Raw genomic sequence first — 23,753 nt, forward strand, 5'->3', positions numbered from 1 at the left:
CGGCGCGGGGTCGTGTCCGCGACAGGGTCGCGCGCTCGCGCGCCGCTGGGTCCCGGATCGCCCTGCGCTGTCCGGGATGACGAAAGCAGAGAACGGGTTTTGCGGTCGTTAGCTTCCGGCTGATAGAAGGGGCCTGACCTGTCGGCGGAACCATCGATGCCTGAAGCCCACGCCTTCCACTCTGCCGCCACCCACGGCTTCGTCCGCGTCGCCGCTGCGACACCGGTGGTCCATATCGCCGATCCGGTCGCCAACGCCGCCGAACACGAAGCCCTGATCCGCCAGGCCGGAGCCGAGGGCGTCGACCTGCTGGTCTTCCCGGAACTGTCGCTGAGCGGCTATGCCATCGACGACCTGCTGATGCAGGACGCCCTGCTGGTCGCGGTCGAACGCCAGATCGGCCATCTGGCGGGGGTAGCCGGCGAGGCCGGTGTGGTCGCGGTCGTCGGAGCCCCCCTGCGCAACGGCGACGCCCTGTTCAACTGCGCCGTGGTGCTGGCCAACGGCCAGGTGCTGGGCGTGGTGCCCAAATCCTACCTGCCCAACTATCGGGAATATTACGAAAAACGCTGGTTCTCCCCCGCCGCCGGCCGGGCCGAGGATGTGCTGGTCCTGAACGGCGAGAGCGTCGATTTCGCCCCCGGCCTGATATTCGAGGCCGACGACCGCCCCGGCTTCGTCTTCGCGGTCGAGATCTGCGAGGACTTCTGGGCCCCCCTGCCGCCCTCGACCCGGGCCGCCCTGGCCGGGGCCCGCATCCTCTGCAACCTGTCGGCCTCCAACATCGTCATCGGCAAGGCCGACGAGCGCGCCGTCCTGTGCGCCAGCCAGTCGGTCCGCACCCTGTCGGCCTATGTCTTCGCCGCCTCGGGCTGGGGCGAAAGCACCACCGACCTGGCCTGGGACGGTCAGGCCACGATCCACGAACTGGGCGCGAAACTGGCCGAGGGCCCGCGCTTTTCGCTCGAATCCCACCTGACCGTGGCCGACGTCGACGTCGAGCGCATCGGCCTGGACCGGCTGCGCAACGGCACCTTCGCCGACTGTGCCCGGCTGGAGGGCGAGGCCGCCACCGTGGTGCCGTTCAGCGCGCCCGGCCACGACGACGTCGACACCCTGATGCGGCCGCTCGACCGCTTCCCCTTCGTGCCCGACGATCCGGCCCGGCTGGACCGCGACTGCTACGAGGCCTTCAACATCCAGGTCCAGGGCCTGATGCGGCGCATGACCGCCACCGGGGCCGAACGGCTGGTGATCGGCGTCTCGGGCGGGCTGGATTCGACCCAGGCCCTGCTGGTCGCCTGCCGCGCCTTCGACCGGCTGGCGCTACCGCGCACCGGCATCCTGGCCTTTACCCTGCCCGGCTTCGCCACCTCGGACGCGACCAAGGCCAGCGCCTGGGCCCTGATGCGCGCCCTGGGCGTCACCGGCGAGGAGATCGACATCCGCCCGGCCGCCGAACGGATGCTGGCCGACATCGGTCATCCGTATGCGGACGGTCAGCCCGTGCACGACATTACCTTCGAGAACGTCCAGGCCGGTCTGCGCACCGACTATCTGTTCCGCCTGGCCAACCAGAACCGGGCCTTTGTGCTGGGCACCGGCGACCTGTCGGAACTGGCGCTGGGCTGGTGCACCTATGGCGTCGGCGACCATATGAGCCACTACAACGTCAACGGCGGGGTGGCGAAGACCCTGATCCGCCACCTGATCCGCTGGGTCGCCGACGGCGATCTGGTCGGGGCGGACGCGACCCCGGCCCTGCACGCGGTGCTGGCCACGGTGATCTCGCCCGAACTGGTGCCGGCCGGGGCCGACGGCCGGATCCAGTCGACCGAGGAGACGGTCGGCCCCTATGCGTTGAACGACTTCTTCCTGTTCTACATCACCCGCTTCGGCATGCGTCCGTCCAAGGTCGCCTGGCTGGCGCATCAGGCCTGGAAGGACGCATCGACCGGGGACTGGCCCGTCCATACGCCGGCGGCCGAGCGCGTCGCCTACGACCTCGCCACGATCAAGGGCTGGCTGCGCCAATTCCTGGTGCGCTTCTTCCAGACCAGCCAGTTCAAACGCTCGGCCCTGCCCAACGGCCCCAAGGTGGTGACCGGCGGCTCCCTGTCACCGCGTGGCGACTGGCGGGCCCCGTCAGACGGCAACGCCCGCGTCTGGCTGGACGACCTCGAGGCCCACGTGCCGGAGGCCTGAGGCGACCCGCCCTTCGCGCCCCGACCCCGCGCCCTTCCGTCACCGCTGCACACAGAGACCCGCCATGACCGACACCCCGACCCGGGATTCCAACGGCAACATCCTCGCCGACGGTGACAGCGTCACCCTGATCAAGGACCTCAAGGTCATGGGGTCGGGCGGCGTCACCCTCAAGCGCGGCACCCTGGTCCGGAACATCCGGCTGACCGGCGACGAGGCCGAGATCGAGGCCAATGTCGACAGGGTGCGCGGGCTCGTCCTGCGCACCGAGTTCGTCAAGAAGGCATGAGCCACCGTCTCGCCGCCGTGGGCCTGGCGCTCGGCCTGCTACTGGCCGGACCTGCCGCCGCCGGACCCGTCGAGGACGCCGCCGCGGGTTTCGAGGCCCAGATGGCGGCGTGGAACCGCGGCGACATCGAGGGGGCGCTGGCCCTGTATCTCGACACGCCCGACATCGTCTGGGTCAGCCGCGCCGGCGTCGAGCGCGGGTTCGACTCCTTCGCCGCCGCCATGCGCACCGAATTCGCCGGGCACCCGGAGATCATGGGCACCTACAGCGGCGAGGTGCTGGACGCCCTGCCGCTCGGACCCGATCACGTCGCCCTGGTGCTGCGCTGGCAGATCACGCGTGACGGCACCCGCCTGTACGGCGGCGTCTCGACCCAGGTCTGGCAACGGATCGACGGCCACTGGCGCATCGTCCTGGAACACGCGGGCTGAAGCGCTATTTGACACCGGCGAGGAATTCGAAGATCGCGGCCCGCGCCTCGGGCTCGTCCAGCATCGGGGCGTGGCCGACACCCGGCACCTGGACATAGGCCATCTTGCGCGCCGCCTTGCGCATCCGGTCGACGATCTCGGGACTGAGCAGGTCGGAGGTCTCGCCGTGCACCAGCAGCACCGGACGGCCCCGGGTCAGCCGGCGGAAGAAGGGCCACAGATTGGGCACCATGGCCTTGGCCCCGGCGGCCCGGATCGGCACGGCGATATCCGGGTCATAGTCCGGCACCGGCAGGCCCTCGGTCCCCTCGCGGAAGGTGCGGCGCGCGAAGGCGGCCCAGTCGGCGTCGGTATAGTGGGGCAGGGCCACGGCGTTCAGCCCCTTCACATAGTCGGCCGCCTCGGCCCAGGTCGAGATCTCGACCGGCTGGCCCATATAGGCGGCGATCCGGGCCAGGCCGACCGGCGACACCTCGGGGCCGACGTCATTGATGATGGCCGCCGCGATCGTCCGCGCCCGGATGGCGGCGATGGCCATGGTGATCAGTCCGCCCATCGAGGTGCCGAGAAAGACCGCCTTGTCGATTCCGGCCTGGTCCATCAGGGCCAGGATGTCGCGCGCATAGACCTCGGGCGAATAGGTCATCGGGTCGGGGGCGCGGTCCGAGCGGCCGCGGCCGCGCACATCGACGGCCAGCACGCGGCGACCGCTCTGGGCGATCAGGGGGGCGATGGTGTCGAAATCGGCGCTGTTGCGGGTCAGGCCATGAATGGCGATCACCGGCAGGCGGGCCGCGCCGTCGGCACCGCCGTAGTCACGGGCGAACAGGGTCAGTCCGTCCGGCGAGGTCCAGCGACGTTCAGCGTATTCCGCCATGACAAATTCTCCGGATCGGGAGGGCCCAGCCTATTTCATTGTCACGGGAATTGCGATCAACCGCCCAGAAGATCATGGACGAATTCGTCGAGGTCGACGCCCTCGAACAGGAAACCGGGCAGGCCGGCGCGCCGGGCCGCCTCGAGATCGGTCGGCCGGTCGCCGATCAGGAACGACCGGGCCGGGTCGATGCCGTGGTCGGCGATGGCCCGGGTGATCATGCCGGGGTTCGGCTTGCGGTCGGGATGATCGGCATGGAAATAGCGTTCATCACGCGCTTCCTTGTGAAAGGGGCAGGCATAGACCGCCCCGATCCGGGCTCCCTTGGCCGCCAGGCGTCGCACAATCAGATCGTTGAAGGCGTGCATCTGCGCCTCGCTGAACAGGCCGCGCGCCACACCCGACTGATTGGTCACCACGATCACCAGATAGCCGAGGGCATTCAGCCGGCGCACCGCCCCGTCGGCCCCGGGGATCAGGGTCAGATGGGATTCGAGATGCGGATAGCCGGTATCCTCGATCAACACGCCGTCGCGGTCGAGAAACACGGCAGGCACGCCGCCGCCCGCTGTCTGGCCGGTTGCGCTGGTCGTTCTGGTCGTCACTAATGCACTCCACCCTGCCCCGGTCGCTTAGGACACCGCGTGGTCGCGTTGCAACCCGCAACGTGAAGTGACCCTGTGGCATTTGTCTGCGGTGGGGACGGTTTGGTAGGAGGCGCCAGCCTTGGCCCTCCCGCTCCGTGGCGCTTCAAGCCGCAACACGCCGACGCCTGATGAGAGAATCGCCAGTCATGACCATCGCCTTCATCGACCTCCAGGCCCAGCGCCTTCGCCTCGACGGCCGGATCGAGGCCGCCGTCCAGGCCGCCGTCGTCGGCGGTGCCTGGGTCATGGGCCCTCAGGTGCGCCAGTTCGAATCCGACCTCGCCGCCTTCGGTGGCGCGAAACACGCGCTCGGCTGCGCCAACGGCACCGACGCCCTGGCCCTGCCGCTGATGGCCTGGGGCGTGGGTCGCGGCGACGCCGTCTTCGTGCCCAGCTTCACCTTCGCCGCCACCGCCGAGGTCGTGCCCTGGTTCGACGCCGAGCCGGTCTTCATCGACGTCGACGCCCGGACCTACAACATGGACCCCGGCCACCTCGAGGCCGCCATCGAGGCCACGCTCAGGGAAGGTCGCCTGACCCCCAAGGTGGTGATCGCCGTCGACCTGTTCGGCCAGCCCGCCGACTATCCGGCCATCAAGGCGATCTGCGACAAGTACGGCCTGAAGCTGATCGCCGATTCGGCCCAGGGTTTCGGCTGCACGATCGACGGGGATCATCCGCTGAAATGGGCCGACATCACCACCACCAGCTTCTTCCCGGCCAAGCCCCTGGGCTGCTACGGCGACGGCGGCGCGGTGCTGACCAATGACGACGACCTGGCCCAGCTGATCGATTCGATCCGGGTGCACGGCAAGGCCGTCGCCCGCGACCTCACGGGCCGGACCTTCGAGCACGACCCCAAATACCTGAACATGCGTATCGGCCTGAACTCGCGGCTCGACACCATCCAGGCCGCGGTCCTGATCGAGAAGCTCAAGGTGTTCGGTCAGGAGATCGAATGGCGCAACCGCATCGCCTCCCGCTACAATGTCGGCCTGCGCGCCCACGTCGCGGCCGTGCCGGACGTGCCGGCCGGCAACGTCTCGAACTGGGCCCAGTACACGATCGAACACGCCGACCGCGACGGCCTGGCCGCCCATCTGAAGGCCCAGGGCGTGCCCACCGCCGTCTACTATCCGATCCCGCTGCACCTGCAGCCGGCCTATGACATGTATCCGCGCGGCCCCCAGGGCCTGCCGGTGACCGAGCGGCTGATGACGCGGGTCATCAGCCTGCCGATGCACGCCGACCTCGACGAGGCGACCCAGGACCGGATCATCGCCGCCGTCGCCAGTTACAAGGGCTGAACCGCATGACCACCTCCCTGCCCCCCCTTCGCTTCGGTGTCGCCGGTGCCGGCGTCATGGGCCGCAACCATGCCCGGGTCCTGTCGGACATCCGCGACGTCGACCTGACCGCCGTGTTCGATCCGGACGCGGCCACGGCCGAGGGGGTCGCCACCCTCTATGACGCCAGGGCCTTCACCCGGGCCGAGGATTTCGTCGCCGCCGGTCTCGACGCCGCCGTCGTCGCCACCCCGAACCGGCACCATGCCGAGCTGGGCGTGGCCCTGCTGGAAGCCGGCATCCATGTGCTGGTCGAAAAGCCGATCGCCGCCACCGTCGCCGACGCCCAGCGCATGATCGACGCCGCGAAAGCCAATGACCGGGTGCTGATGGTCGGTCAGGTCGAGCGGTTCAATCCGGCCGTCGACGCGGTCAAGCGCGCCATCGACGGTGACGACATCATCTCGATCCAGATCACGCGCGTGGGCCCCTTCCCGCCGCGCATGGGCGAGGTCGGGGTGGTCATCGACCTGGCCGTGCATGACATCGACATCATCCGCCACCTGACAGACTCCGAGATCACCGAGGTCCAGCCGCAACTGGCCCGCACCAAGGCCGATCGCGAGGACACGGCCCTGCTGCAGTTCCGGCTGGCCAACGGCGTCATCGCCCACATCACCACCAACTGGGTCACCCCCTACAAGGTCCGCACCCTGCAGGTCGCCACGCGCAACAAATTCGTGGTCGCCGACCTGATCACCCGCCAGGTCACCGAATATTTCGGCCAGCAGGCCGACGGCTCCTACCAGACCCGCGCCGTCAACAGCTGGCCGGCCGAGCCGCTGAAGAAGGAGCTGGAAGCCTTCGCCCACGCCATCCGTACCGGCGAGACCCCGGCCGTGACCGGCGAGGACGGGCTGCGCAATCTGGAAGTGGCGCTGCGGTGTCTGGGCGAGGGCTGAGCCTCTAGCCCACCACCTGCATCCCCAGCCATTCCGCCACCAGGGCCGGCTTGTCGCTGCCGTCGATCTCGACCGTGACCTCGTGTTTCAGCAGCCAGCGCCCGCCGCCCCTGTCCTCGGCGGACAGCAGCCGGAACCGGCCGCGCACCTGCGATCCGGCCGGCACCGGGGCGAGGAAGCGGAGTTTGTCGAAGCCGTAGTTGATGCCCATGGTCACCCCTTCCAGCGGCGGCACGGCGTCATAGGTCATGGCCGACAGCAGGCTGAGGGTCAGGAAGCCGTGGGCGATGGTGCCGCCGAACGGGCTGCTCGCCGCCGCGACCGGGTCGATATGGATGAATTGCCGGTCCTCGGTGATCCCGGCGAAGGCGTCGATCCGGGCCTGGTCGACCAGGATCCAGCGGCTGACCCCGACCTCGGTCCCGACCAGACCGGCGAGGGCGGCGGTGGGCGTCGGCACACCCTTGCGTTCGGTGCGGCTCATGGTGCGGCTCCCCAGGTTTCCGGCGTGTAGCGCTCTTCGATGATGGCGCTGAACAGGGCCGGGTCGACATTGCCGCCCGACAGGATGATGGCGGTGATCCGGTCCTTGACCGGCAGCTTCCCGGCCAGCAGGGCCGCCAGCGACACCGCCCCGCCCGGCTCGACCACCAGTTTCAGCACCCGGAAGGCCCAGGCGACCGCCGCCGCCACCTCGGCGTCGCTGACCGTCAGCACCCCGGTCATCCGGCGATTGATCGGAAAGGTCAGCACCCCCGGCTGCGGCGACATCAGGGCGTCGCAGATCGACGGCCGGGTCACCGGCGGATGGCCGCGCCGCTCGCCCGCGATCAGCGAGCGTCGGGTATCGTCATAGGCCAGCGGCTCGACCCCGAACACCTGGGTGTGCGACGCGGTCGCCGCCAGGGTCAGGTTGATGCCGGCCATCAGCCCGCCGCCCGACATCCCGCACAACAGCTGGTCCAGCGGGGCCGCCCCGACCGCCTTGGCCTGGTCCAACAGCTCCAGCGCCACCGTCCCCTGCCCCTCGATGATCAGCGGATCATCGAACGGCGGCACCAGCACGCGGCCGTGCTCGGTGGCGATGGCCGCGCCGATGGCCTCGCGGCTCTCGGTATAGCGGTCATAGGTCCGCACCTCGCCACCATGGGCGATGACGCCGTCGAGCTTCACCTTCGGGCTGTCGGCCGGCATGACGATGACGGCGTGGGTCCCCAGCATCTGCGCCGCCGCCGCCACCGCCTGGGCGTGATTGCCCGAGGAATAGGCCACGACCCCGCGCGCGCGTTCCTCGGCCGTCAGCCGGCTGATGCGATTATAGGCCCCGCGGAATTTGAAGGCCCCGGTGACCTGCAGGGTCTCGGCCTTGATCAGCACCCGGCCGCCCAGCCGCGCGTTCAGCGCCGGGCTCTCGATCAGCGGCGTGCGCACCGCGACGCGGGCGATCTGACGGGCGGCGTCCTGGACGCCGGCATAGGAGGCGATACGCATCCGGCCACTTAACCCCAGACACCGGCTCTGCGTAAGATGGAATGCTGAACCACCGCGAAGGGAATTCATGAACCGCCTGATCCTCGCCATCGACCAGGGCACGACCTCGACCCGGGCCATCGCCTTCGCCGTGTCGCCCCAGGGCGGGTTCAGCGCCGTGGCGGTCAGCCAGATCGAACTGGCCCAGCATTTCCCGCACTCCGGCTGGGTCGAGCATGACGCGGCCGAAATCTGGCAGGCGACCCTGCAGACCTGCCGCGCGGTCATCGCCGAGGCGGGCGGAATCGACCGTTTCGCCGCCGTCGGCATCACCAACCAGCGCGAGACCGCGGTGCTGTGGGACGCCACCACCGGCGAGCCCCTGCACCGGGCCATCGTCTGGCAGGACCGGCGCACCGCCGACGTCACCGCCCGTCTGACCGCCGAGGGCCATGAGCCGAGGGTCCAGGCCGCGACCGGCCTGATCCTCGACCCCTATTTCTCGGCCACCAAATTCGCCTGGCTGCTCGACGCTGTGCCCGGGGCGCGCGACCGGGCGGCGCGCGGCGAGGTGAAACTCGGCACGATCGAGAGCTGGCTGATCTGGAAGCTGACCGGCGGCACCCGCCACGTCACCGACGCCACCAATGCCAGCCGCACCAGTCTGATGGACCTCCAGACCCGGGCCTGGCGCGACGACCTGTGCGCCCTGTTCGCCGTCCCCCGCCGGGCCCTGCCGCAGATCCTCGGCTGCAGCGATCATTTCGGCGACTGCGACCCGGCCCTGCTGGGCGCGGCCCTGCCGATCCACGGCGCGGCCGGGGACCAGCAGGCGGCCCTGGTGGGCCACGGGGCGATGCGCCCGGGCGACGCCAAGATCACCTATGGCACCGGGGCCTTCCTCGTCGCCAATGTCGGGGCCGCGCCGGTGCTCTCGACCCGGCGGCTGCTGGGCACGCTCGGCTATCAGATCGGCGACACCGTCGCCTGGGCGCTGGAGGGTTCGATCTTCTCGGCCGGGTCGGCGATCCAGTGGCTGCGCGACGGGGTCGGACTGCTCGCGGACTCCGCCGGGTCCGAGGCCATGGCCCGGTCCCTGGCCGACAACGGCGGCGTCTATCTGGTGCCCGGCTTCACCGGCCTGGGCGCGCCCTGGTGGCAGCCCGACGCCCGCGGCACCGTCACGGGCCTGACCCGCGACTCCGGCCCGGCCCATTTCGTCCGGGCGGCGCTGGAGGCCCTGGCCTACCAGACCCGCGACCTGCTGGACGCCCTCGTCGCCGACGGGGCCCCGCCGCTGGCCGTATTGCGGGTCGACGGCGGCGTCACCGCCAACGGCTTCGCCATGCAGTTCGTGGCCGACATCTGCGACGTCACCGTCGAACGCCCGGCCTTCCAGGAGATGACGGCCCTGGGCGCGGCCCGGCTGGCGGCGCTCGGCATCGGCCTGATCGACGACCTGAGCCCCTCGGCGACCGACGCCCCGACCGTCTGGACCCCGCGCATGGACCCGGACGAGCGGGCGCGGCTGATCAAGGGCTGGCAAAGCGCGGTCCGGGCCGCCATCATCGCCGCACAATGACCGATACCGACCTGACCGACGCCCAGACCGCCTTTTCCGGCACCCGCGCGGTGGATCCGCGCCATGCCCTCGACGAGGCCGCCCTCGGGGTCTGGCTGAGAGAGAACATCGACGGCTATGCCGGTCCCCTGACCATCCGCCAGTTCAAGGGCGGCCAGTCCAATCCGACCTATGAGCTGACCACCCCCTCGGCCACCTATGTGCTGCGGCGCAAGCCGCCCGGGGTGCTGCTGCAGTCGGCCCATGCGGTCGATCGCGAGTTCACCGTCATCTCAGCCCTGCACAGGCACGGCTATCCGGTGGCCCGGCCCCACGCCCTGTGTACCGACGACGCGGTGATCGGCTCGATGTTCTATGTGATGGACAAGGTCGAGGGCCGGGTGTTCTGGGACCTGAAGCTGCCGGGCCTGCAACCGGCCGAACGCCGCGCCATCTATGAGGCCCAGACCGACACCCTGGCCGCCCTGCACCGCTTTGACCCGGCCGCCATCGGCCTGGGCAACTACGGCAAGCCGGGCAACTATTTCATGCGCCAGGTCGGGCGCTGGACCAAACAGTACCGGGCCTCCGAGACCGAACCCAACCCGGCCATGGACCGGCTGATCGCCTTCCTGCCCGACAGCCTGCCCGCCGACGGCCCGACCCGCATCGTCCACGGCGACTTCCGTCTCGACAACCTGATCCTCGACCCGAAGAAGGCCGAGGTCCGGGCGGTGCTGGACTGGGAGCTGTCGACGCTCGGCGACCCGATGGCCGACTTCTCCTATCTGCTGATCGGCTGGGTCATCCCCGCCACCCTGCGCAACGGTCTGGGCGGGGCCGATCTGGAGGCGCTCGGCATTCCCTCGATCGACGAGACGGTCGACCGCTATGCCGCCGCCGCCGGGGTCGCGGGTCCGAAGAATCTGGACTGGCTGTTCGCCTACAATCTGTTCCGGCTGGCGGCCATCTGCCAGGGCATCGCCGGGCGGGTGCGCGACGGCACCGCCGCCAGCAGCCATGCCCGCACCATGGCGGCCCAGGTCCAGCCGCTGGCCGACGCGGCCTGGAGCTTTGCGAAAAAGGCCGGCGCCTGAATCCGGCCGTGGCTAGCGCTGCGCCGCCGTCAGGATGCGACGGTCCGCCCGCGCCTGCAGCAGGACCACCACCGCATCGCCGTCGTCCGACACCGGCGGCAGGGCGAACAGGGCCGAGCGCCCGGTCCAGTCACCCAGACGGGTCACGCCGCGCACGACATTGAGCTGACGCACGGTCCGGCCGCGGTTGTCGCCGCGATCGACCTGCACGCTCTGCAGGCCGGGTGTATAGGTCACCGCCACCACCTCGGCCCCGCCCTCGGGCGGGCGGCCCGAGCCGATTCCGACCCGGCCGCCGGTGGCGCGGAATTCGATTTCGGGCGGGAAGTCGCGGCGGACCGATTCCTCGTCGATGGCGGTCTGCAACTCCGGCGAACGGGCCCCCGACACCTGGCGATGGCCGTCGATCACCACCTGGGGCGTCGACACCGACCGCAGGCGCAGGGCCTGGCGATAGGCATGCTGGCGCGCGGCGAACTCCGGCCGCGCGAAGGTGTCGGCCCAGCCCAGATAGTCCCAGTAGTCGACGCCATAGGTCAGCACGATCACCCCCGGGGTGTCGGCCGCCTCCTCGACCATCCGGTCGGCGTCGGAACAGCCGGCGCAGCCCTGGGCCGTGAACAGCTCCAGCACCACCGGCGCGCTCCGCACCGCCCGTGACGCCGGACGGGCGTCGGACGGCTGGGGCTCGGGCGGCAGGGTCGCCCCCGCCGCCATCAGCCCCGCGACCGCCGTCGCCACACCAAAGATCAAGCCCCTCAGGTTCATGGCCGACAGCTTAACCACCCCCGGCCCGATCCCGCCGCTCATTTTCCCGTGAGGAACCGTCAGTCCATCAACTGCTGGGCCAGATAGACATAGTGGCGGGCCCAGCGCCGGGCATTGGCCACCGGATCGGCGTCATTGGAGTGGCCGCCCGAGGTTTCCTCATAATACAGGTGGTCGTGGCCCTGATCGCCCAGCCGCGCCGCGAATTTGCGCGCATGGCCGGCATGAACCCGGTCGTCCAGCGTATTGGTGGTGATGTAGACGCGCGGATAGTCCGCATCCGGACGCAGCTGCTGATAGGCCGAATAGCCGGCGATCCAGGCGGCCTCCTCGGGGATGCGCGGGTCGCCGTATTCGCCGATCCACGAGGCCCCGGCGGGCAGTTCGTGATAGCGCAGCATGTCGATCAGCGGGCTCTCGATCACCGCCGCATTGATCAGCTCTGGGTGCTGGGTGACCATGACCGAGGTCAGCACCCCGCCGTTCGAGCGACCGTAGATGCCCAGACGGCGCGGCGAGGTGATGCCGCGCGCCTGCAGATCACGCGCCACGGCGGCGAAATCGTCAAAGGCCATCTGGCGGTTCTCGTTCAGCACCGCCTGGTGCCAGTCGGGCCCGAACTCGCCACCGCCGCGGATGTTGGCGTTGACATAGACCCCGCCCTTCTCGAGCCACAGCCTGCCCATTTCCGGAATATAGGCCGGCGGCTTGGACACCTGGAAACCGCCGTAGCCGTACATGATCGTCGGCGCATGGCCGTCCATGACCAGGTCGCGGGGACGGGTGACGAAATAGGGGATCTTGGTGCCGTCGGACGAGGTGGCCTCGAACTGTTCGACCACATGGGTCGAGGCCTCGAACCGGGCGGGGGCGGCGGCGATCTGTTCGGTCCGCCCGGCGGGGCCGACCCGCATATCCAGCAGGTTCAGGGTGGCCGGCGTCAGAAAGCCTTCAAAGCTGTAGAACTGTCGATCCGATCCCCGGCTCGAGTCGCCCAGGTGCACCGCGACATTGTCCGGCACGTCGACATCGGCCTTCAGCCAGCCGCGGCCCCGGGTGTCGAGGAAACGCATCATCCGTCCCCGGACGTTGTCGTAGACCGTCGCGACAACGCGGTTGTCGAACACCGACACCTCTTCGACCGACTGGCGGTCAGCGGGCGCAAAGATGGTCTCGGCGCGGCCCTGGCCGTCGCGCAAGCCCGCAAGGGGCGCGGCCATCAGGCTGCCGGCCCGGAACGTCTCACCCGCCTGGGTCCACGACTGGTCAACGCTGAAGATCAACTGGTCGCGGATCGCGCCCTGGACATTGACCTTGGCCGGAAGGCTCAGCTTGACCGCACGACCGTCCAGCCACTGTACGGTCTCGCTGCTGAAGGTATCCAGCGGACGGTTGAACAGCACCGCCAGGACCGCGCCCCGGCCGTCGCGCAGAACCCGCGCGCTGACCCCATAGCCGCCGTCGCCGATGTCGCCGCGATAGACCTCGGTGGCCTGGGCCAGGGTCTGGCCGCGCGTCAGGGTCTTGATGATGAAGGGATAGCCGCTCTCGGTCAGGGTGCCGGGGCCGAAATCGGTGGCCACCAGCAGGGTGTTGCGGTCCAGCCAGCTGAGGCGGTGCTTGCCCTCGGGCAGGGTGAAGCCACCGGCGACGAAGCGTTTGGTCGTCAGGTCGAACTCACGCACCACCACGGCGTCCCGGCCGCCGTCGGACAGATTGACCAGGCAGCGGGTCTCGTCGGGCGCGAGGCAGTTGGCCCCCTTGAACACCCAGTCCCTGCCTTCAGCCGCCGACAGGGCCCCGATGTCGAGCAGGGTCTCCCACTGCGGATCGGCCGAACGATAGGAGTCCAGCGTCGTGCGTCGCCACACCCCCTTGGGATTGGCCGCGTCCTGCCAGAAATTGCCGATGCCGTCGCCGAGGAAGCTCGGCGCGGGAATCCGGTCGGTGGCCGACAGGATGGCGAAGGCCTGCTGGCGATAGGGCTCATAGCGGGGATCACCGGTCAGGGCCGCCAGCGCGGCCGCATTCTCGCGTGCGACAAAGGCCATGGCCGCCTCGCCCTGCACCTGTTCCAGGTCCAGATGGTCGTCGGCGGCGGCCACCCCGGCCGGGCTGAGGTCGGCGGGGAAATGCGGCGGCGGCGCGCGCTCGGCCACGACCGCCGGCGGGGCGACGGCGGGGCCCGGCAGGGTGGCGCAGGCCCCCATGAGCAGGGCCGGGATGGCGGCGGACAGGATCAGATGGCGCATGGACTTACACTCCGCAGTTAAAATCCTCCCCCATCGGGGGAGGGGGACCATCCGAAGGATGGTGGAGGGGGACTGGACCTGAACCGGGGCCGGGGCCTTCGCGGTCCCCCTCCCCCAAGGAGGGGGAGGAAGGCACGACCTACTCCGGCACGGGGATCTGCGTGTCCATCAGCCGCCGCGTCAGATAGGTGTATTCCAGCGCGATGCGCCGGGCCGTCTCGCGCAGATTGGCGCCGGCCGCGTGGCCGCCGTCGGTATTCTCGTAGAACAGCACCGGATAGCCCAGTTCCTCAAGCCGCGCCGTCGCCTTGCGGGCGTGGCCCGGATGGACCCGGTCATCCTTGGTCGAGGTATGGATGAAGACCTCGGGATAGGGCTGTCCGGCGCGCAGGTTCTGATAGGGGGAATAGGCCTGGATCCAGGCCCGCTCGGCCGGGATGTCCGGATTGCCGTATTCGCCCTGCCACGAGGCCCCGGCCAGCAGCTTGTTGAAGCGCAGCATGTCGAACAGCGGCACCTGGATGACGGCGGCGTTGATCAGGTCCGGCCGCTGGGTCAGCATCGTGCCCATGAACAGCCCGCCCTGGGACCCGCCGATGATGCCCAGTCGCGGCTGGCTGGTGATGTCGCGGGCGATCAGGTCCAGGGCCACGGCCTGGAAGTCCTCATGGGCGCGCTGGCGGTTCTCCTGCAGGGCCGTGTCGTGCCAGTTGGGGCCGAACTCGCCGCCGCCGCGGGTATTGGCCACGACATAGACGCCGCCGCGCTCCAGCCACAGCTTGCCGACCGTGGCCGAATAGCCGGGCAGCAGGGAGTTCTGGAAACCGCCGTAGCCGTACAGCAGGGTCGGGTTCGCGCCGTCGCTGGCCATGGCGTCGCGATGGACGACGAAATAGGGGATCATCGTGCCGTCGGCCGAGCGGGCCTCGAACTGGTCCACGGTCATGCCGTCGGCATTGAATTTGGCCGGCAGCGCCTTGACCTGTTCGACCGCGCCGGTGGCCGCATCGGCCAGCCACAGGCTGGACGGGTTCAGATAGCCGGCGACGCTGACGAACACCTGGTCGTCGCGGTCCGAGGTCGACCCGACCCCGACGGTGACGTTCTGCGGCAGGTCCAGACGGATCCGGGCCCAGTCGCCGTCCGCGTTCGGCGCATAGACATGGACCGCGCCGCGGACGTTCTCGAACAGGGCCACGACCAGGCGGTTGCGGGTGGCCCGGATGCCCTCGATGGCCTCGCGCGGCCCGGGGCGGATGATCAGCCGCGCCGGTGTCGCCGGATCGGCCAGCCAGGCGTCGAGCGGCCAGGCCAGCACGTCGCCGGTCCGGAACGCCTGTCCCGAGGGGGCGGTCCAGTCCTGTTTGGTGGTGATGACCAGCTGACCCTGGACCAGGGCCTCGATGTCCGCCTTGGCCGGAAGCGCCAGCTGTGTCGTTGAGCCGTCGGCGTGCAGACGCCAGGTCTCGCTCTCATAGAAGCTGACGCCGCGGTTGAGCAGGGTGGCCCGCACCGTCCCGTCGGCGTCGCGCAGGGCATAGCCGGACACCGAGACGTCCTCCGGCTGGCCGGTGAAGACGGTCTCGGCCTGGTCGATCGTCTGACCGCGCCGCAGCCGTTTGACGATCATCGGATAGCCCGAACGGGTCATCGACCCCTCGCCGAAATCGCGGGCGATCAGCAGGGTGTCGGCGTCGATCCAGGCGGCGTCGCCCTTGGACTCCGGCAGGACGAAGCCGTCGGCGACGAAGGTCTTCGTGGTGCGGTCGAATTCGCGGATGGTGACCGCGTCCTTGCCGCCGTCGGACAGGGACACGAGGCAGCGGGTCTCGGCGGGCGGCAGGCAGGTCGCGCCCTTCCACACCCAGTTGTGCCCCTCGGCCGCCGACAGGGCGTCGATGTCGAGCAGGGTCTCCCATTCCGGTTCGGCGCGGCGATAGCTGTCCAGGCCGGTCGTGCGCCAGACGCCGCGCACATGCTCGGCGTCCTGCCAGAAATTGTCGAGCGTGCCGTCAGCGTTGAAGCCGGGATAGGGTATGCGGTCGCGCGACTGCACGATCTCCAGCGCCTGCCGGTGCAGGGCCTCATAGCGGGGATCCCCCTGCAGGACGCCCAGCGACCGGGCGTTGTGGGCATTGACCCAGGCCATGGCCCGCTCGCCCTCGATCTCTTCCAGCCACAGATACGGGTCGGTGGCGTCCGAGGTGGCGAAGGCCCCCTCGGCGAGCGGCGGATTGGGCGGGGAAGCGGGGGATTGGGCCATGACGCCTGTCGCGAGAGCGGTGGATGCCAGAAGGACGGCGAGCGTGGCGGCGGGACGGATCATGCGGGCGGTTCCGGTATGCGGGGGCCCGCACCTTAACCGCCGGCCGCCGCCGGACAAGGCGATGCGCGGTCCCTTACGGTTTTGTCATCGCAATTCAGCGGCCGGGATCGGGAATGCAGAGGGTCTCGCCGCACGCCTTGCAGTGGACGGCGTCGGGATCGTGGCGCTGCAGGCCGCAGGTCGGGCAGGGATAGACGACCTTGTGCGGCATCAGCAGGGTCTGCCCCAGGCGCACGAACAGGGTCACCCCGACCAGCATGATCACGATCGACACCAGCCGCCCCCAGTTGCCCGGCAGCAGAATGTCGCCATAGCCGGTCGTGGTCAGGCTGGTGACGGTGAAATACAGGGCGTCGATATAGCCGGTGATGCCTTCATAGCGGCCCATGAAGCTGGTGTAGACGAAGCCGGTGGCCACGAAGACGAAGGTCACCAGGGCCACGATCGCCTTGGTCGTGTCCTCGACCCGGGTCTGGTCATAGCGCCGGCCGATCGTGCGCCAGAAGAATTCCGAATTGATCAGGGTCCACAGCCGCAGCACCCGCAGGAAGCCGAGATTGAACAGCCAGGCCGGGAACAGCAGCGTCGCCAGGATGAACAGATCGACCCAGACGATCGGCTTCTTCAGCCAGGCCCTTACGTCGGAAAAGGCCCAGGCCCGCGCCGCAAGGTCGAGCGCCAGCAGGAAGGCGATCACATAGTCGATGACATAGAAGACCCAGGCCTCGCTCCGCAGCAGCGGGGCCGCCACGAAGAAGCCGACAATCAGCAGGTCAATGACCAGCACCGCCAGCCGGAACCGGACCGCGGTCTCGGATGAGCCGTGATACAGGGCCCGGACCCGCGCGCGCAGACGCAGGCCTTCGGGTTTTTCGACATCGTCAGCGCGGCTCATGCGCCAGCGATACCGCGCTTCGCCGCCGGCGGAAACAGCGCCCTTCGCCACAGGACGTTCCCGGTCTATAGGCTCGGGGTCCATGCAACGCCCCTTCGTCAAGATGAACGGCGCCGGCAATGACTTCGTCATCGTCAATGCGCTCGAAACCCCCTTCGCCCCGACGGGGACACAGGTGCGCGCCATCGCCGACCGCGACACCGGCCCGGGCTGCGACCAGCTGATCGCCATCGAGCCGTCCGACCGCGCCGACGCCTTCATGCGGGTGTGGAACGCCGACGGCGGCGCGGTCGAGACCTGCGGCAATGCCCTGCGCTGCGTCGGCTGGCTGCTGATGCAGTCGACCGGCAAGGACCAGGTCACCCTCGACACCCTCGGCGGCCCGACCACGGCCTGGCGCGTTCCGGGCCGCGTCGGATCGGGACCCGACGGGCGGCGCGAAGCGTCAGATCCGCCCGACCCGATCGGGGGGTCGACGAGCGCGGCCCGGATTAAGGTCGACATGGGCGCGCCGCGGCTGGACTGGACCGAGATCCCGCTGGAGGAGGCGATGGACACCACGGGCATCGAGCTGCAGGTCGGGCCGATCGACGCCCCGCTGCTGCACACGCCCGGAGCCGTCTCGATGGGCAATCCCCATGTGGTCTTCTTCACCGACCGGCAGGACGACGCCTTCGTCACCGGCTCCGGCTCGCTGATCGAGCACCACCCGCTGTTTCCCGAGGGGGTCAATGTCGGCTTCGCCCACGTCCTGGCCCCGGACCGCATCCGCCTGCGGGTGTGGGAGCGCGGGGCCGGCCTGACCCGCGCCTGCGGCACCGGGGCCTGCGCCGCCCTGGTCGCGGCCAGCCGCCGGGGTCTGACCGGCCGCTCGGCCACGGTCGAGGTCGACGGCGGCACCCTGACGATCGCCTGGGACGAGGCCACCGGCCACGTCTTCATGACCGGCCCGGTCGAGATCGAACGCACCGGCATCCTGACCCTCAAACCTGACCCCGGGTAAGGAATACGACGGGGGCCGGTTGTCGCCCCCCGTCGCCCGCTCTAGGAACAGATGACGCCCCCCGAGCCCCCGGAAAGACGCTGATGCCCGACCTGACCGAAAAACAGACCTTCTCCGACGAGGACGCGCTGGAGTTCCACCGCAATCCGACGCCGGGCAAGATCTCCATGGCCCCGACCAAGCCGATGGCGACCCAGCGCGACCTGTCGCTGGCCTATTCGCCGGGGGTGGCGATCCCCGTGCTGGCCATCGCCGCGGATGTCGACAAGGCCTATGACTATACCTCCAAGGGCAATCTGGTCGCCGTCATCTCCAACGGCACCGCCATCCTCGGCCTGGGCAACCTCGGGCACATGGCCTCCAAGCCGGTGATGGAGGGCAAGGCGGTGCTGTTCAAACGCTTCGCCGACGTCGACAGCTTCGATGTCGAGGTCAAGGCCACGGACCCGGACGAATTCATCACCGTGGTCAAGAACATCGGTGACACCTGGGGCGGCATCAATCTGGAGGACATCAAGTCCCCCGAATGTTTCGTCATCGAGAGCGAGCTGCAGGACCTGCTCGACATCCCGGTCTTCCATGACGACCAGCACGGCACCGCCATCATCTCGACGGCCGGCCTGATCAACGCCTGCCACATCACCGGCAAGAAGCTCGAGGACATCAAGGTCGTCCTGGCCGGGGCCGGGGCCGCGGGCCTGAGCTCGATCGGCCTGATGAAGGCCGTCGGGGTCCGGGCCGAGAACACCGTCATCGTCGACCGCGACGGGGTCGTCTACAAGGGCCGCGACAACGTCGACCAGTGGAAGGCGGCCCACGCCACCGACACCCCGCACCGCACCCTGGCCGAGGCCATGGTCGGGGCCGATGTGGTGCTGGGCCTGTCGGCCAAGGGCGCGATCACCAAGGAGATGGTGGCCTCGATGGCCCCCAATCCGATCATCTTCGCCATGGCCAATCCGGATCCGGAGATCACGCCGGAGGACGTCGCCTCGGTCCGCTCCGACGCCATCATGGCCACCGGCCGCTCCGACTATGTCAACCAGGTCAACAACGTCCTCGGCTTCCCCTACATCTTCCGCGGCGCGCTCGATGTGCGGGCCCGTCGGGTCAATCACGAGATGAAGGTCGCCTGCGCCCAGGCCCTGGCCCTGCTGGCGCGCGAGGATGTGCCCGACGAGGTCGCTGTCGCCTATCGCGGCCGCAAGCTGAAATTCGGTCCGGACTACATCATCCCGTCGCCGTTCGACCCGCGCCTGATCTGGTACATCCCGCCCTTCGTCGCCCAGGCGGCGATGGACAGCGGCGTGGCCCGCAAGCCGATCGAGGACATGGATGCCTACCGCATCCAGCTGCGCCAGCGCGTCGACCCCTCGGCCGCCCTGATGCAGAAGATCGCCTCGGCCGTGCGCGCCGCCCCGAACAAGCGGATCGTCTTCGCCGAGGGCGAGGAGACCACGGTCATCCGCGCCGCCTGGGCCTTCAAACAGGCCGAGCTGGGCACGCCCATCCTGGTCGGGCGTGAGGATCTGATCCGCCAGAACGCCACCGAGGCCGGGCTGAATTTCGACGAGCTGGGCATCGAGATCGTCAATGCCCGCGTGTCCGAGAAGAACGATCAGTACACGGACTTCCTCTATGGCAAGCTGCAACGGCGCGGTTATCTGCGCCGTGACGTGCAGCGGATGATCAACCAGGACCGCAACTATTTCGCCGCGACCATGCTGGCCCAGGGCGACGCCGATGCGGTGGTCACGGGCACGACCCGCAATTTCAACATGGTGCTGAAGGAGGTCCGGCGCGTCCTCGACGTCACCTCGCGCCTGGTCGGCCTGTCGATCGTGCTGGCCAGGGGGCGCACCCTGTTCGTGGCCGACACCTCGATCCACGAACTGCCCGACGCCGTCGAACTGGCCGAGATCGCCATCCAGGCCGCTGCCACCGTGCGGCGCATGGGGCGCAATCCGCGCGTGGCCTTCCTGTCCTATTCGACCTTCGGTGACCCCCCGGGCGACCGCGGCGAGATGGTGCGCGAGGCCATCCGCATCCTCGACCAGAAGGGCGTCGACTTCGAATACGAGGGCGAGATGCCGGCCGAACTGGCGCTCGATCCCGAGGCCCGCTCGGCCTATCCGTTCATGCGCCTGTCCAAGGACGCCAATGTCCTGGTCATGCCCGGCATCCATTCAGCCTCGATCTCGACGCGTCTGGTCCAGGCGCTCGGCGGGGCGACGGTGATCGGCCCGCTGCTGGTCGGGCTCGAGAAGTCGGTGCAGATCGTCTCGCTCGGGGCCTCGGTCAGCGAAATGATCACCGCCGCCACCTTCGCCGCCTATGAGGAAGGCCTCCTGCACGACAACTAGGCCGTCGGGCCGCCGGCCGGGTCGCACCGGCCGGCGATCCCGCGGCTCAGCCGGCCGCCGCGCCCGTCTTGCGCCGCCCGGCCGTCAGGCGGATCCACTCCAGAATGCAGAAGATCACGGTCACCCCGCCCAGGGCGGCCGCGAAGACGAACACCCAGGCGAAGCCGTGCACCTCGATCATCTCGCCCAGCGCACCCCGCCCGAGCGTGCCGATCAGCAGGGCCAGTGAGGTGAAGACCGCGAACTGCACCGCGCCGAACATCTTGCTCGACAGGGCCGACAGATAGGCCACGAACGCGGCCCCGGCGAAGCCCCCGGCGATGTTCTCGCCGGCGATGGCCAGCATCAGTCGCGCCATGGGCTCGCCGATGCCGAAACCGCCGAACAGCCCATAGAGGCCGGTCGAGGCCATGAAGCCGCCGATCACCGGGGCCCCCATGGCCAGGTCGGCGAACAGCAGATTGGTCGCCGCGGCCAGCACCGCCCCGATCACCAGCGACGCCATCCGGCCGATGACCAGCAGGGCCCAGCCGCCGAGGCCGATGCCGAGAATGGTCATGACCACGCCGAAGGTCTTGGAGGCCAGGGCCACCTCGGTCTTGGTGTGCCCGAGGGCGCCGCCGACATCGCCCATGTAGAAGGGATAGGCGAACGGGCCCCAGACGCCGTCGGTGATCCGGTAGGTCAGGATCAGGCCCAGCACGATCAGCGCGCCCCAGCCCAGACGCCCCATCAGCTCGACCAGCGGGGCCAGGATGGCGTCGTACAGGGTGGTCACCAGCGGGCGGGTGTCGGTCGCGGGCGTGGGCTGGCGACCGCGCCAGACCACGAAGCCGGCCAGGCCGCACGGCAGCAGGACGGCGGCGGCGATGATCCACGGCCCCCAGCTGGCGGTGAATTCGGTCGCGCTCGGGGCCGGCGAGGTGTTCAGGGCCGTGACCATGAAATTGACCAGCATGAAGGCGGCCCAGCCCCAGGCGGCGAGGGTGGCGATCAGGGCGAACAGCCGCAGTTTCGGCGACCCCAGCCGCTCCTTGGCGATGGCCTGGGGCGGGGCTGGTTCCGGCTCGGGGGCGATGATCGTGCCCAGCAGGCCGAGGCCCATCAGCAGGCCGGCGATGGTGAAGGTGGCCGGCCAGCCGGCGACATCGGCCAGCAGCAGGGCCCCGGCCCCGCCGACCAGGGCCGCGGTGCGGAAACCGAACTGGTAGATGGTCGACAGCAGGTCGATCGGTGCGCCCGGCCCGGCGACCTCGATGCGCCAGGTGTCGATGACGATGTCCTGGGTGGCGGAGGCGAAGGCCCCCAGGGCCGCGGCCCCGGCCAGCAGGCCCAGGGTGCCGCCCTCGGGACTGGAGACCGCGATCACCAGCAGGGCCCCGCCGATGATCAGCTGGCACCCCAGCAGCCACGAGCGCCGTCGCCCCACCCGCCGGCCGATCACCGGCGGGAACAGGTTGACCAGCGGCGACCACAGGAATTTGAAGGCGGCGAACAGGCCGATCCACGACAATATGCCGATCGTGGCGATCGACACGCCGGCCTCGCCCAGCCAGGCGTTGAGGGTGCCGATCAGCATGGTGAAGGGCAGGCCCGCCGAGAAGCCCAGCAACAGCATGGCCAGGGTGCGGCGATCGCGGAAGGCCGCCTTCAGCACCGCCAGTCCCTTGGGAGCGATATCCTCATCGGCCGTCGGGACGGCGGGTGTCTCGGTCATCGAAGCGTCTCTCCTGGACGCCCCGCGCCCTCTATTCGCCGACGACCTTGGCGCGGGTTTGCCGGTTCGTCCAGCGGGCGAGTGTCCGGCGCAGGCTCTCGGGGGCCAGCGGCTTGACCAGATGGTCGTCCATCCCGGCCTCGAGACAGGCGCGGCGGTCCTCGGCGAAGGCGTTGGCGGTCAGGGCCACGATCGGGGTTGCGTCGCCGCGGGCCCGGATCGCCCGGGTCGCGGTCGGACCGTCCATGCCCGGCATGCGCATGTCCATGAACACCAGGTCGTAGCGGGCCCGGGTCAGGGCGGCGACGGCCTCGTGGCCGTTGGCGGCGGTCTCGACGGCGCAGCCCTCGCGCCGCAGCAGGGTCGCGGCCAGCAGCGCCCCGACCGGATTGTCCTCGACCAGCAGCACCCGGGTGCCGGCGAAGCGGACGGTGGCCACCCGGTCGTCATCGGCCGACGGCGGCGGCGGCTGGCCGGGGGTGTGACCGGCCGAGGGGCTGGTCACGGCCAGCACCCGCTCGGCCAGGGAGGCGCGGCGCAGCGGCTTGATCAGATAGCCCTGGAAGCCGGCGGTGCGGTAGCGGGCGATCAGGTCCCGTTCCGACGGGCGCAGCAGCACGATGGCCCGGCCCGTTTCGGGCCGCGGGGCCAGGGACTCCCCGGCGACGGCGGCCAGGGCGTGGTCGACCAGCACGACCGGGGCCGCCGGGTGGACCTTGCCGCCCGAGGCCTCGATCTGGTCGATCGCGGCCTGGCGCACCATGTCGTCGGGCGACAGCACGGCGACGCGCCGGCCCTCCAGCGGCCGGCCGCGCTCGGGCCGGTCGGCGGCGGCGGTGAAGCTGGCCTCGAACCGGAAGCGCGAACCCGGGCTCTTGCCGCGGTGACCGACCGAGACCTTGCCGCCCATGGCGTCGGCCAGGCGTTTGACCACCGCCAGGCCCAGGCCGGCCCCGCCGAAGCGGGTGGCGTCCGAGGCGTCGACATGGCCGAACTCCTCGAAGATGCGGGCGCGCGCCTCGGCCGGAATACCCGGCCCGGTGTCGTCGACGATGAAGGCCAGCCGCGGGCGGTTGCCGGCCCGGGGCACGCGTTCGACGGTGATGTGGACCCCGCCGGTCTCGGTGAATTTGACGGCATTGCCGGCCAGGTTGAACAGCACCTGGCGCAGGCGGCCCTCGTCGGCCATCACATCGACGGCGTCGGGGGCGACCGACCAGACCAGCTCCAGCCCCTTCTCGTGGGCCCGCGGGCTCAGCAGTTCGGCGACACTGCGCACCAGGGTCTCGACATCGACCGGGGCGGAGTCGAACTCCAGCTTGCCGGCCTCCAGCCGGGCATAGTCCAGCAGGTCGTTGACCAGGCCCAGCAGGTGCTCGGCCGACTCGCGCGCCGCCTCGGCATAGGCGCGCTGCGCCCCGTCCAGCCGGGTCCGGGTCAGCAGGCCCAGCATGCCGATGACCCCGTTCAGCGGGGTGCGCATCTCGTGACTCATCAGGCGCAGGAACTGCTGCTCGGCCCCGTCGGGCGGCGCCACCGTCGCTGCGATGGCCTTTGCGATATTCTTCGCCGGTCGTGTCATGTCGATCTCCGACCGCCACCAT

At 69.8% G+C, this 23,753-nt stretch carries 19 protein-coding genes; 9 read left to right on the plus strand and 10 right to left on the minus strand.

Going from position 1 to position 23,753, the window contains the following annotated elements; translation table 11 throughout:
* The first annotated feature begins 156 nt into the window (after nt 1-156).
* From AACZ75_RS08245 to AACZ75_RS08255, 3 genes are all read left to right on the plus strand, one after another.
* Entirely contained in the window at nt 157-2,205 is a 2,049-nt protein-coding gene (locus tag AACZ75_RS08245; protein WP_339872357.1) for an NAD(+) synthase, read from the plus strand.
* A gap of 64 nt (nt 2,206-2,269) precedes the next feature.
* Nucleotides 2,270-2,494 carry an alkylphosphonate utilization protein gene (locus AACZ75_RS08250; RefSeq protein WP_339872358.1) on the plus strand — a complete coding sequence of 75 codons (225 nt, stop codon included), beginning with the start codon at nt 2,270-2,272 and terminating at the stop codon, nt 2,492-2,494.
* Complete coding sequence (locus tag AACZ75_RS08255; RefSeq protein WP_339872359.1) at nt 2,491-2,925, plus strand: nuclear transport factor 2 family protein; 435 nt, start codon at nt 2,491-2,493, stop codon at nt 2,923-2,925. Before AACZ75_RS08250 ends, AACZ75_RS08255 begins: the two co-directional genes overlap by 4 nt.
* A 4-nt stretch (nt 2,926-2,929) precedes the next feature.
* Here AACZ75_RS08255 and AACZ75_RS08260 read toward each other — a convergent pair whose 3' ends face one another.
* Nucleotides 2,930-3,802, minus strand: coding sequence for an alpha/beta hydrolase (locus tag AACZ75_RS08260; RefSeq protein ID WP_339872360.1), 873 nt, complete (start codon nt 3,800-3,802; stop codon nt 2,930-2,932).
* Between the two features lie 56 nt (nt 3,803-3,858).
* A complete protein-coding gene (locus tag AACZ75_RS08265) occupies nt 3,859-4,407 on the minus strand; it encodes an HAD family hydrolase (RefSeq protein ID WP_339872362.1) in 549 nt (182 codons plus the stop codon).
* 188 nt (nt 4,408-4,595) lie between these two features.
* Between AACZ75_RS08265 and AACZ75_RS08270 the strand changes: the two genes are divergently transcribed.
* A complete protein-coding gene (locus tag AACZ75_RS08270) occupies nt 4,596-5,756 on the plus strand; it encodes a DegT/DnrJ/EryC1/StrS aminotransferase family protein (RefSeq protein WP_339872363.1) in 1,161 nt (386 codons plus the stop codon).
* A 5-nt stretch (nt 5,757-5,761) separates the two neighbouring features.
* Nucleotides 5,762-6,697: a Gfo/Idh/MocA family oxidoreductase gene (locus AACZ75_RS08275; protein WP_339872365.1), complete on the plus strand. Its 936-nt coding sequence runs from the start codon at nt 5,762-5,764 to the stop codon at nt 6,695-6,697.
* 4 nt (nt 6,698-6,701) lie between these two features.
* Here the strand turns inward: AACZ75_RS08275 and AACZ75_RS08280 are convergent, their stop codons facing one another.
* Nucleotides 6,702-7,181, minus strand: a complete 480-nt coding sequence (locus AACZ75_RS08280) for a MaoC family dehydratase (RefSeq protein WP_339872366.1) — start codon at nt 7,179-7,181, stop codon at nt 6,702-6,704.
* Complete coding sequence (locus AACZ75_RS08285; RefSeq protein ID WP_339872367.1) at nt 7,178-8,188, minus strand: threonine/serine dehydratase; 1,011 nt, start codon at nt 8,186-8,188, stop codon at nt 7,178-7,180. Before AACZ75_RS08285 ends, AACZ75_RS08280 begins: the two co-directional genes overlap by 4 nt.
* 67 nt (nt 8,189-8,255) lie before the next feature.
* Here AACZ75_RS08285 and glpK point away from each other — a divergent pair, with 67 nt between their 5' ends.
* Together glpK and AACZ75_RS08295 are read left to right on the plus strand one after the other, a co-directional pair.
* A complete protein-coding gene (gene glpK, locus AACZ75_RS08290; protein ID WP_339872368.1) occupies nt 8,256-9,749 on the plus strand; it encodes a glycerol kinase GlpK in 1,494 nt (497 codons plus the stop codon).
* On the plus strand, nt 9,746-10,825 hold the full coding sequence (locus AACZ75_RS08295; RefSeq protein WP_339872369.1) for a phosphotransferase: 1,080 nt from the start codon (nt 9,746-9,748) through the stop codon (nt 10,823-10,825). Before glpK ends, AACZ75_RS08295 begins: the two co-directional genes overlap by 4 nt.
* Before the next feature lie 12 nt (nt 10,826-10,837).
* On the opposite strand, the gene AACZ75_RS08300 is transcribed toward AACZ75_RS08295, so the two are convergent.
* The 4 genes from AACZ75_RS08300 to AACZ75_RS08315 all read right to left on the minus strand — a co-directional run bounded on the left by AACZ75_RS08300 (nt 10,838) and on the right by AACZ75_RS08315 (nt 17,066).
* A complete protein-coding gene (locus AACZ75_RS08300) occupies nt 10,838-11,593 on the minus strand; it encodes a DUF1223 domain-containing protein (protein WP_339872370.1) in 756 nt (251 codons plus the stop codon).
* A 59-nt stretch (nt 11,594-11,652) separates the two neighbouring features.
* Nucleotides 11,653-13,845 carry a prolyl oligopeptidase family serine peptidase gene (locus tag AACZ75_RS08305; RefSeq protein WP_339872371.1) on the minus strand — a complete coding sequence of 731 codons (2,193 nt, stop codon included), beginning with the start codon at nt 13,843-13,845 and terminating at the stop codon, nt 11,653-11,655.
* 139 nt (nt 13,846-13,984) lie between these two features.
* Nucleotides 13,985-16,171, minus strand: a complete 2,187-nt coding sequence (locus AACZ75_RS08310; protein ID WP_339872372.1) for a prolyl oligopeptidase family serine peptidase — start codon at nt 16,169-16,171, stop codon at nt 13,985-13,987.
* A 94-nt stretch (nt 16,172-16,265) separates the two neighbouring features.
* On the minus strand, nt 16,266-17,066 hold the full coding sequence (locus AACZ75_RS08315; RefSeq protein WP_339872373.1) for an ion channel: 801 nt from the start codon (nt 17,064-17,066) through the stop codon (nt 16,266-16,268).
* Nucleotides 17,067-17,148: 82 nt separating this feature from the next.
* Between AACZ75_RS08315 and dapF the strand changes: the two genes are divergently transcribed.
* Together dapF and AACZ75_RS08325 are read left to right on the plus strand one after the other, a co-directional pair.
* On the plus strand, nt 17,149-18,069 hold the full coding sequence (gene dapF, locus AACZ75_RS08320) for a diaminopimelate epimerase (RefSeq protein ID WP_339872374.1): 921 nt from the start codon (nt 17,149-17,151) through the stop codon (nt 18,067-18,069).
* Between the two features lie 83 nt (nt 18,070-18,152).
* Nucleotides 18,153-20,432: an NADP-dependent malic enzyme gene (locus AACZ75_RS08325; RefSeq protein ID WP_339872375.1), complete on the plus strand. Its 2,280-nt coding sequence runs from the start codon at nt 18,153-18,155 to the stop codon at nt 20,430-20,432.
* Nucleotides 20,433-20,478: 46 nt separating this feature from the next.
* On the opposite strand, the gene AACZ75_RS08330 is transcribed toward AACZ75_RS08325, so the two are convergent.
* Both AACZ75_RS08330 and AACZ75_RS08335 read right to left on the minus strand, forming a co-directional pair.
* On the minus strand, nt 20,479-22,149 hold the full coding sequence (locus AACZ75_RS08330) for an MFS transporter (protein WP_339872376.1): 1,671 nt from the start codon (nt 22,147-22,149) through the stop codon (nt 20,479-20,481).
* Nucleotides 22,150-22,180: 31 nt separating this feature from the next.
* The gene (locus AACZ75_RS08335; protein ID WP_339872377.1) at nt 22,181-23,731 is read right to left on the minus strand and encodes a response regulator; all 1,551 of its coding nucleotides are present in this window, start codon (nt 23,729-23,731) and stop codon (nt 22,181-22,183) included.
* Nucleotides 23,732-23,753: the final 22 nt, after the last annotated feature.

Source organism: uncultured Brevundimonas sp. (assembly GCF_963975535.1).
Lineage (GTDB): Bacteria > Pseudomonadota > Alphaproteobacteria > Caulobacterales > Caulobacteraceae > Brevundimonas.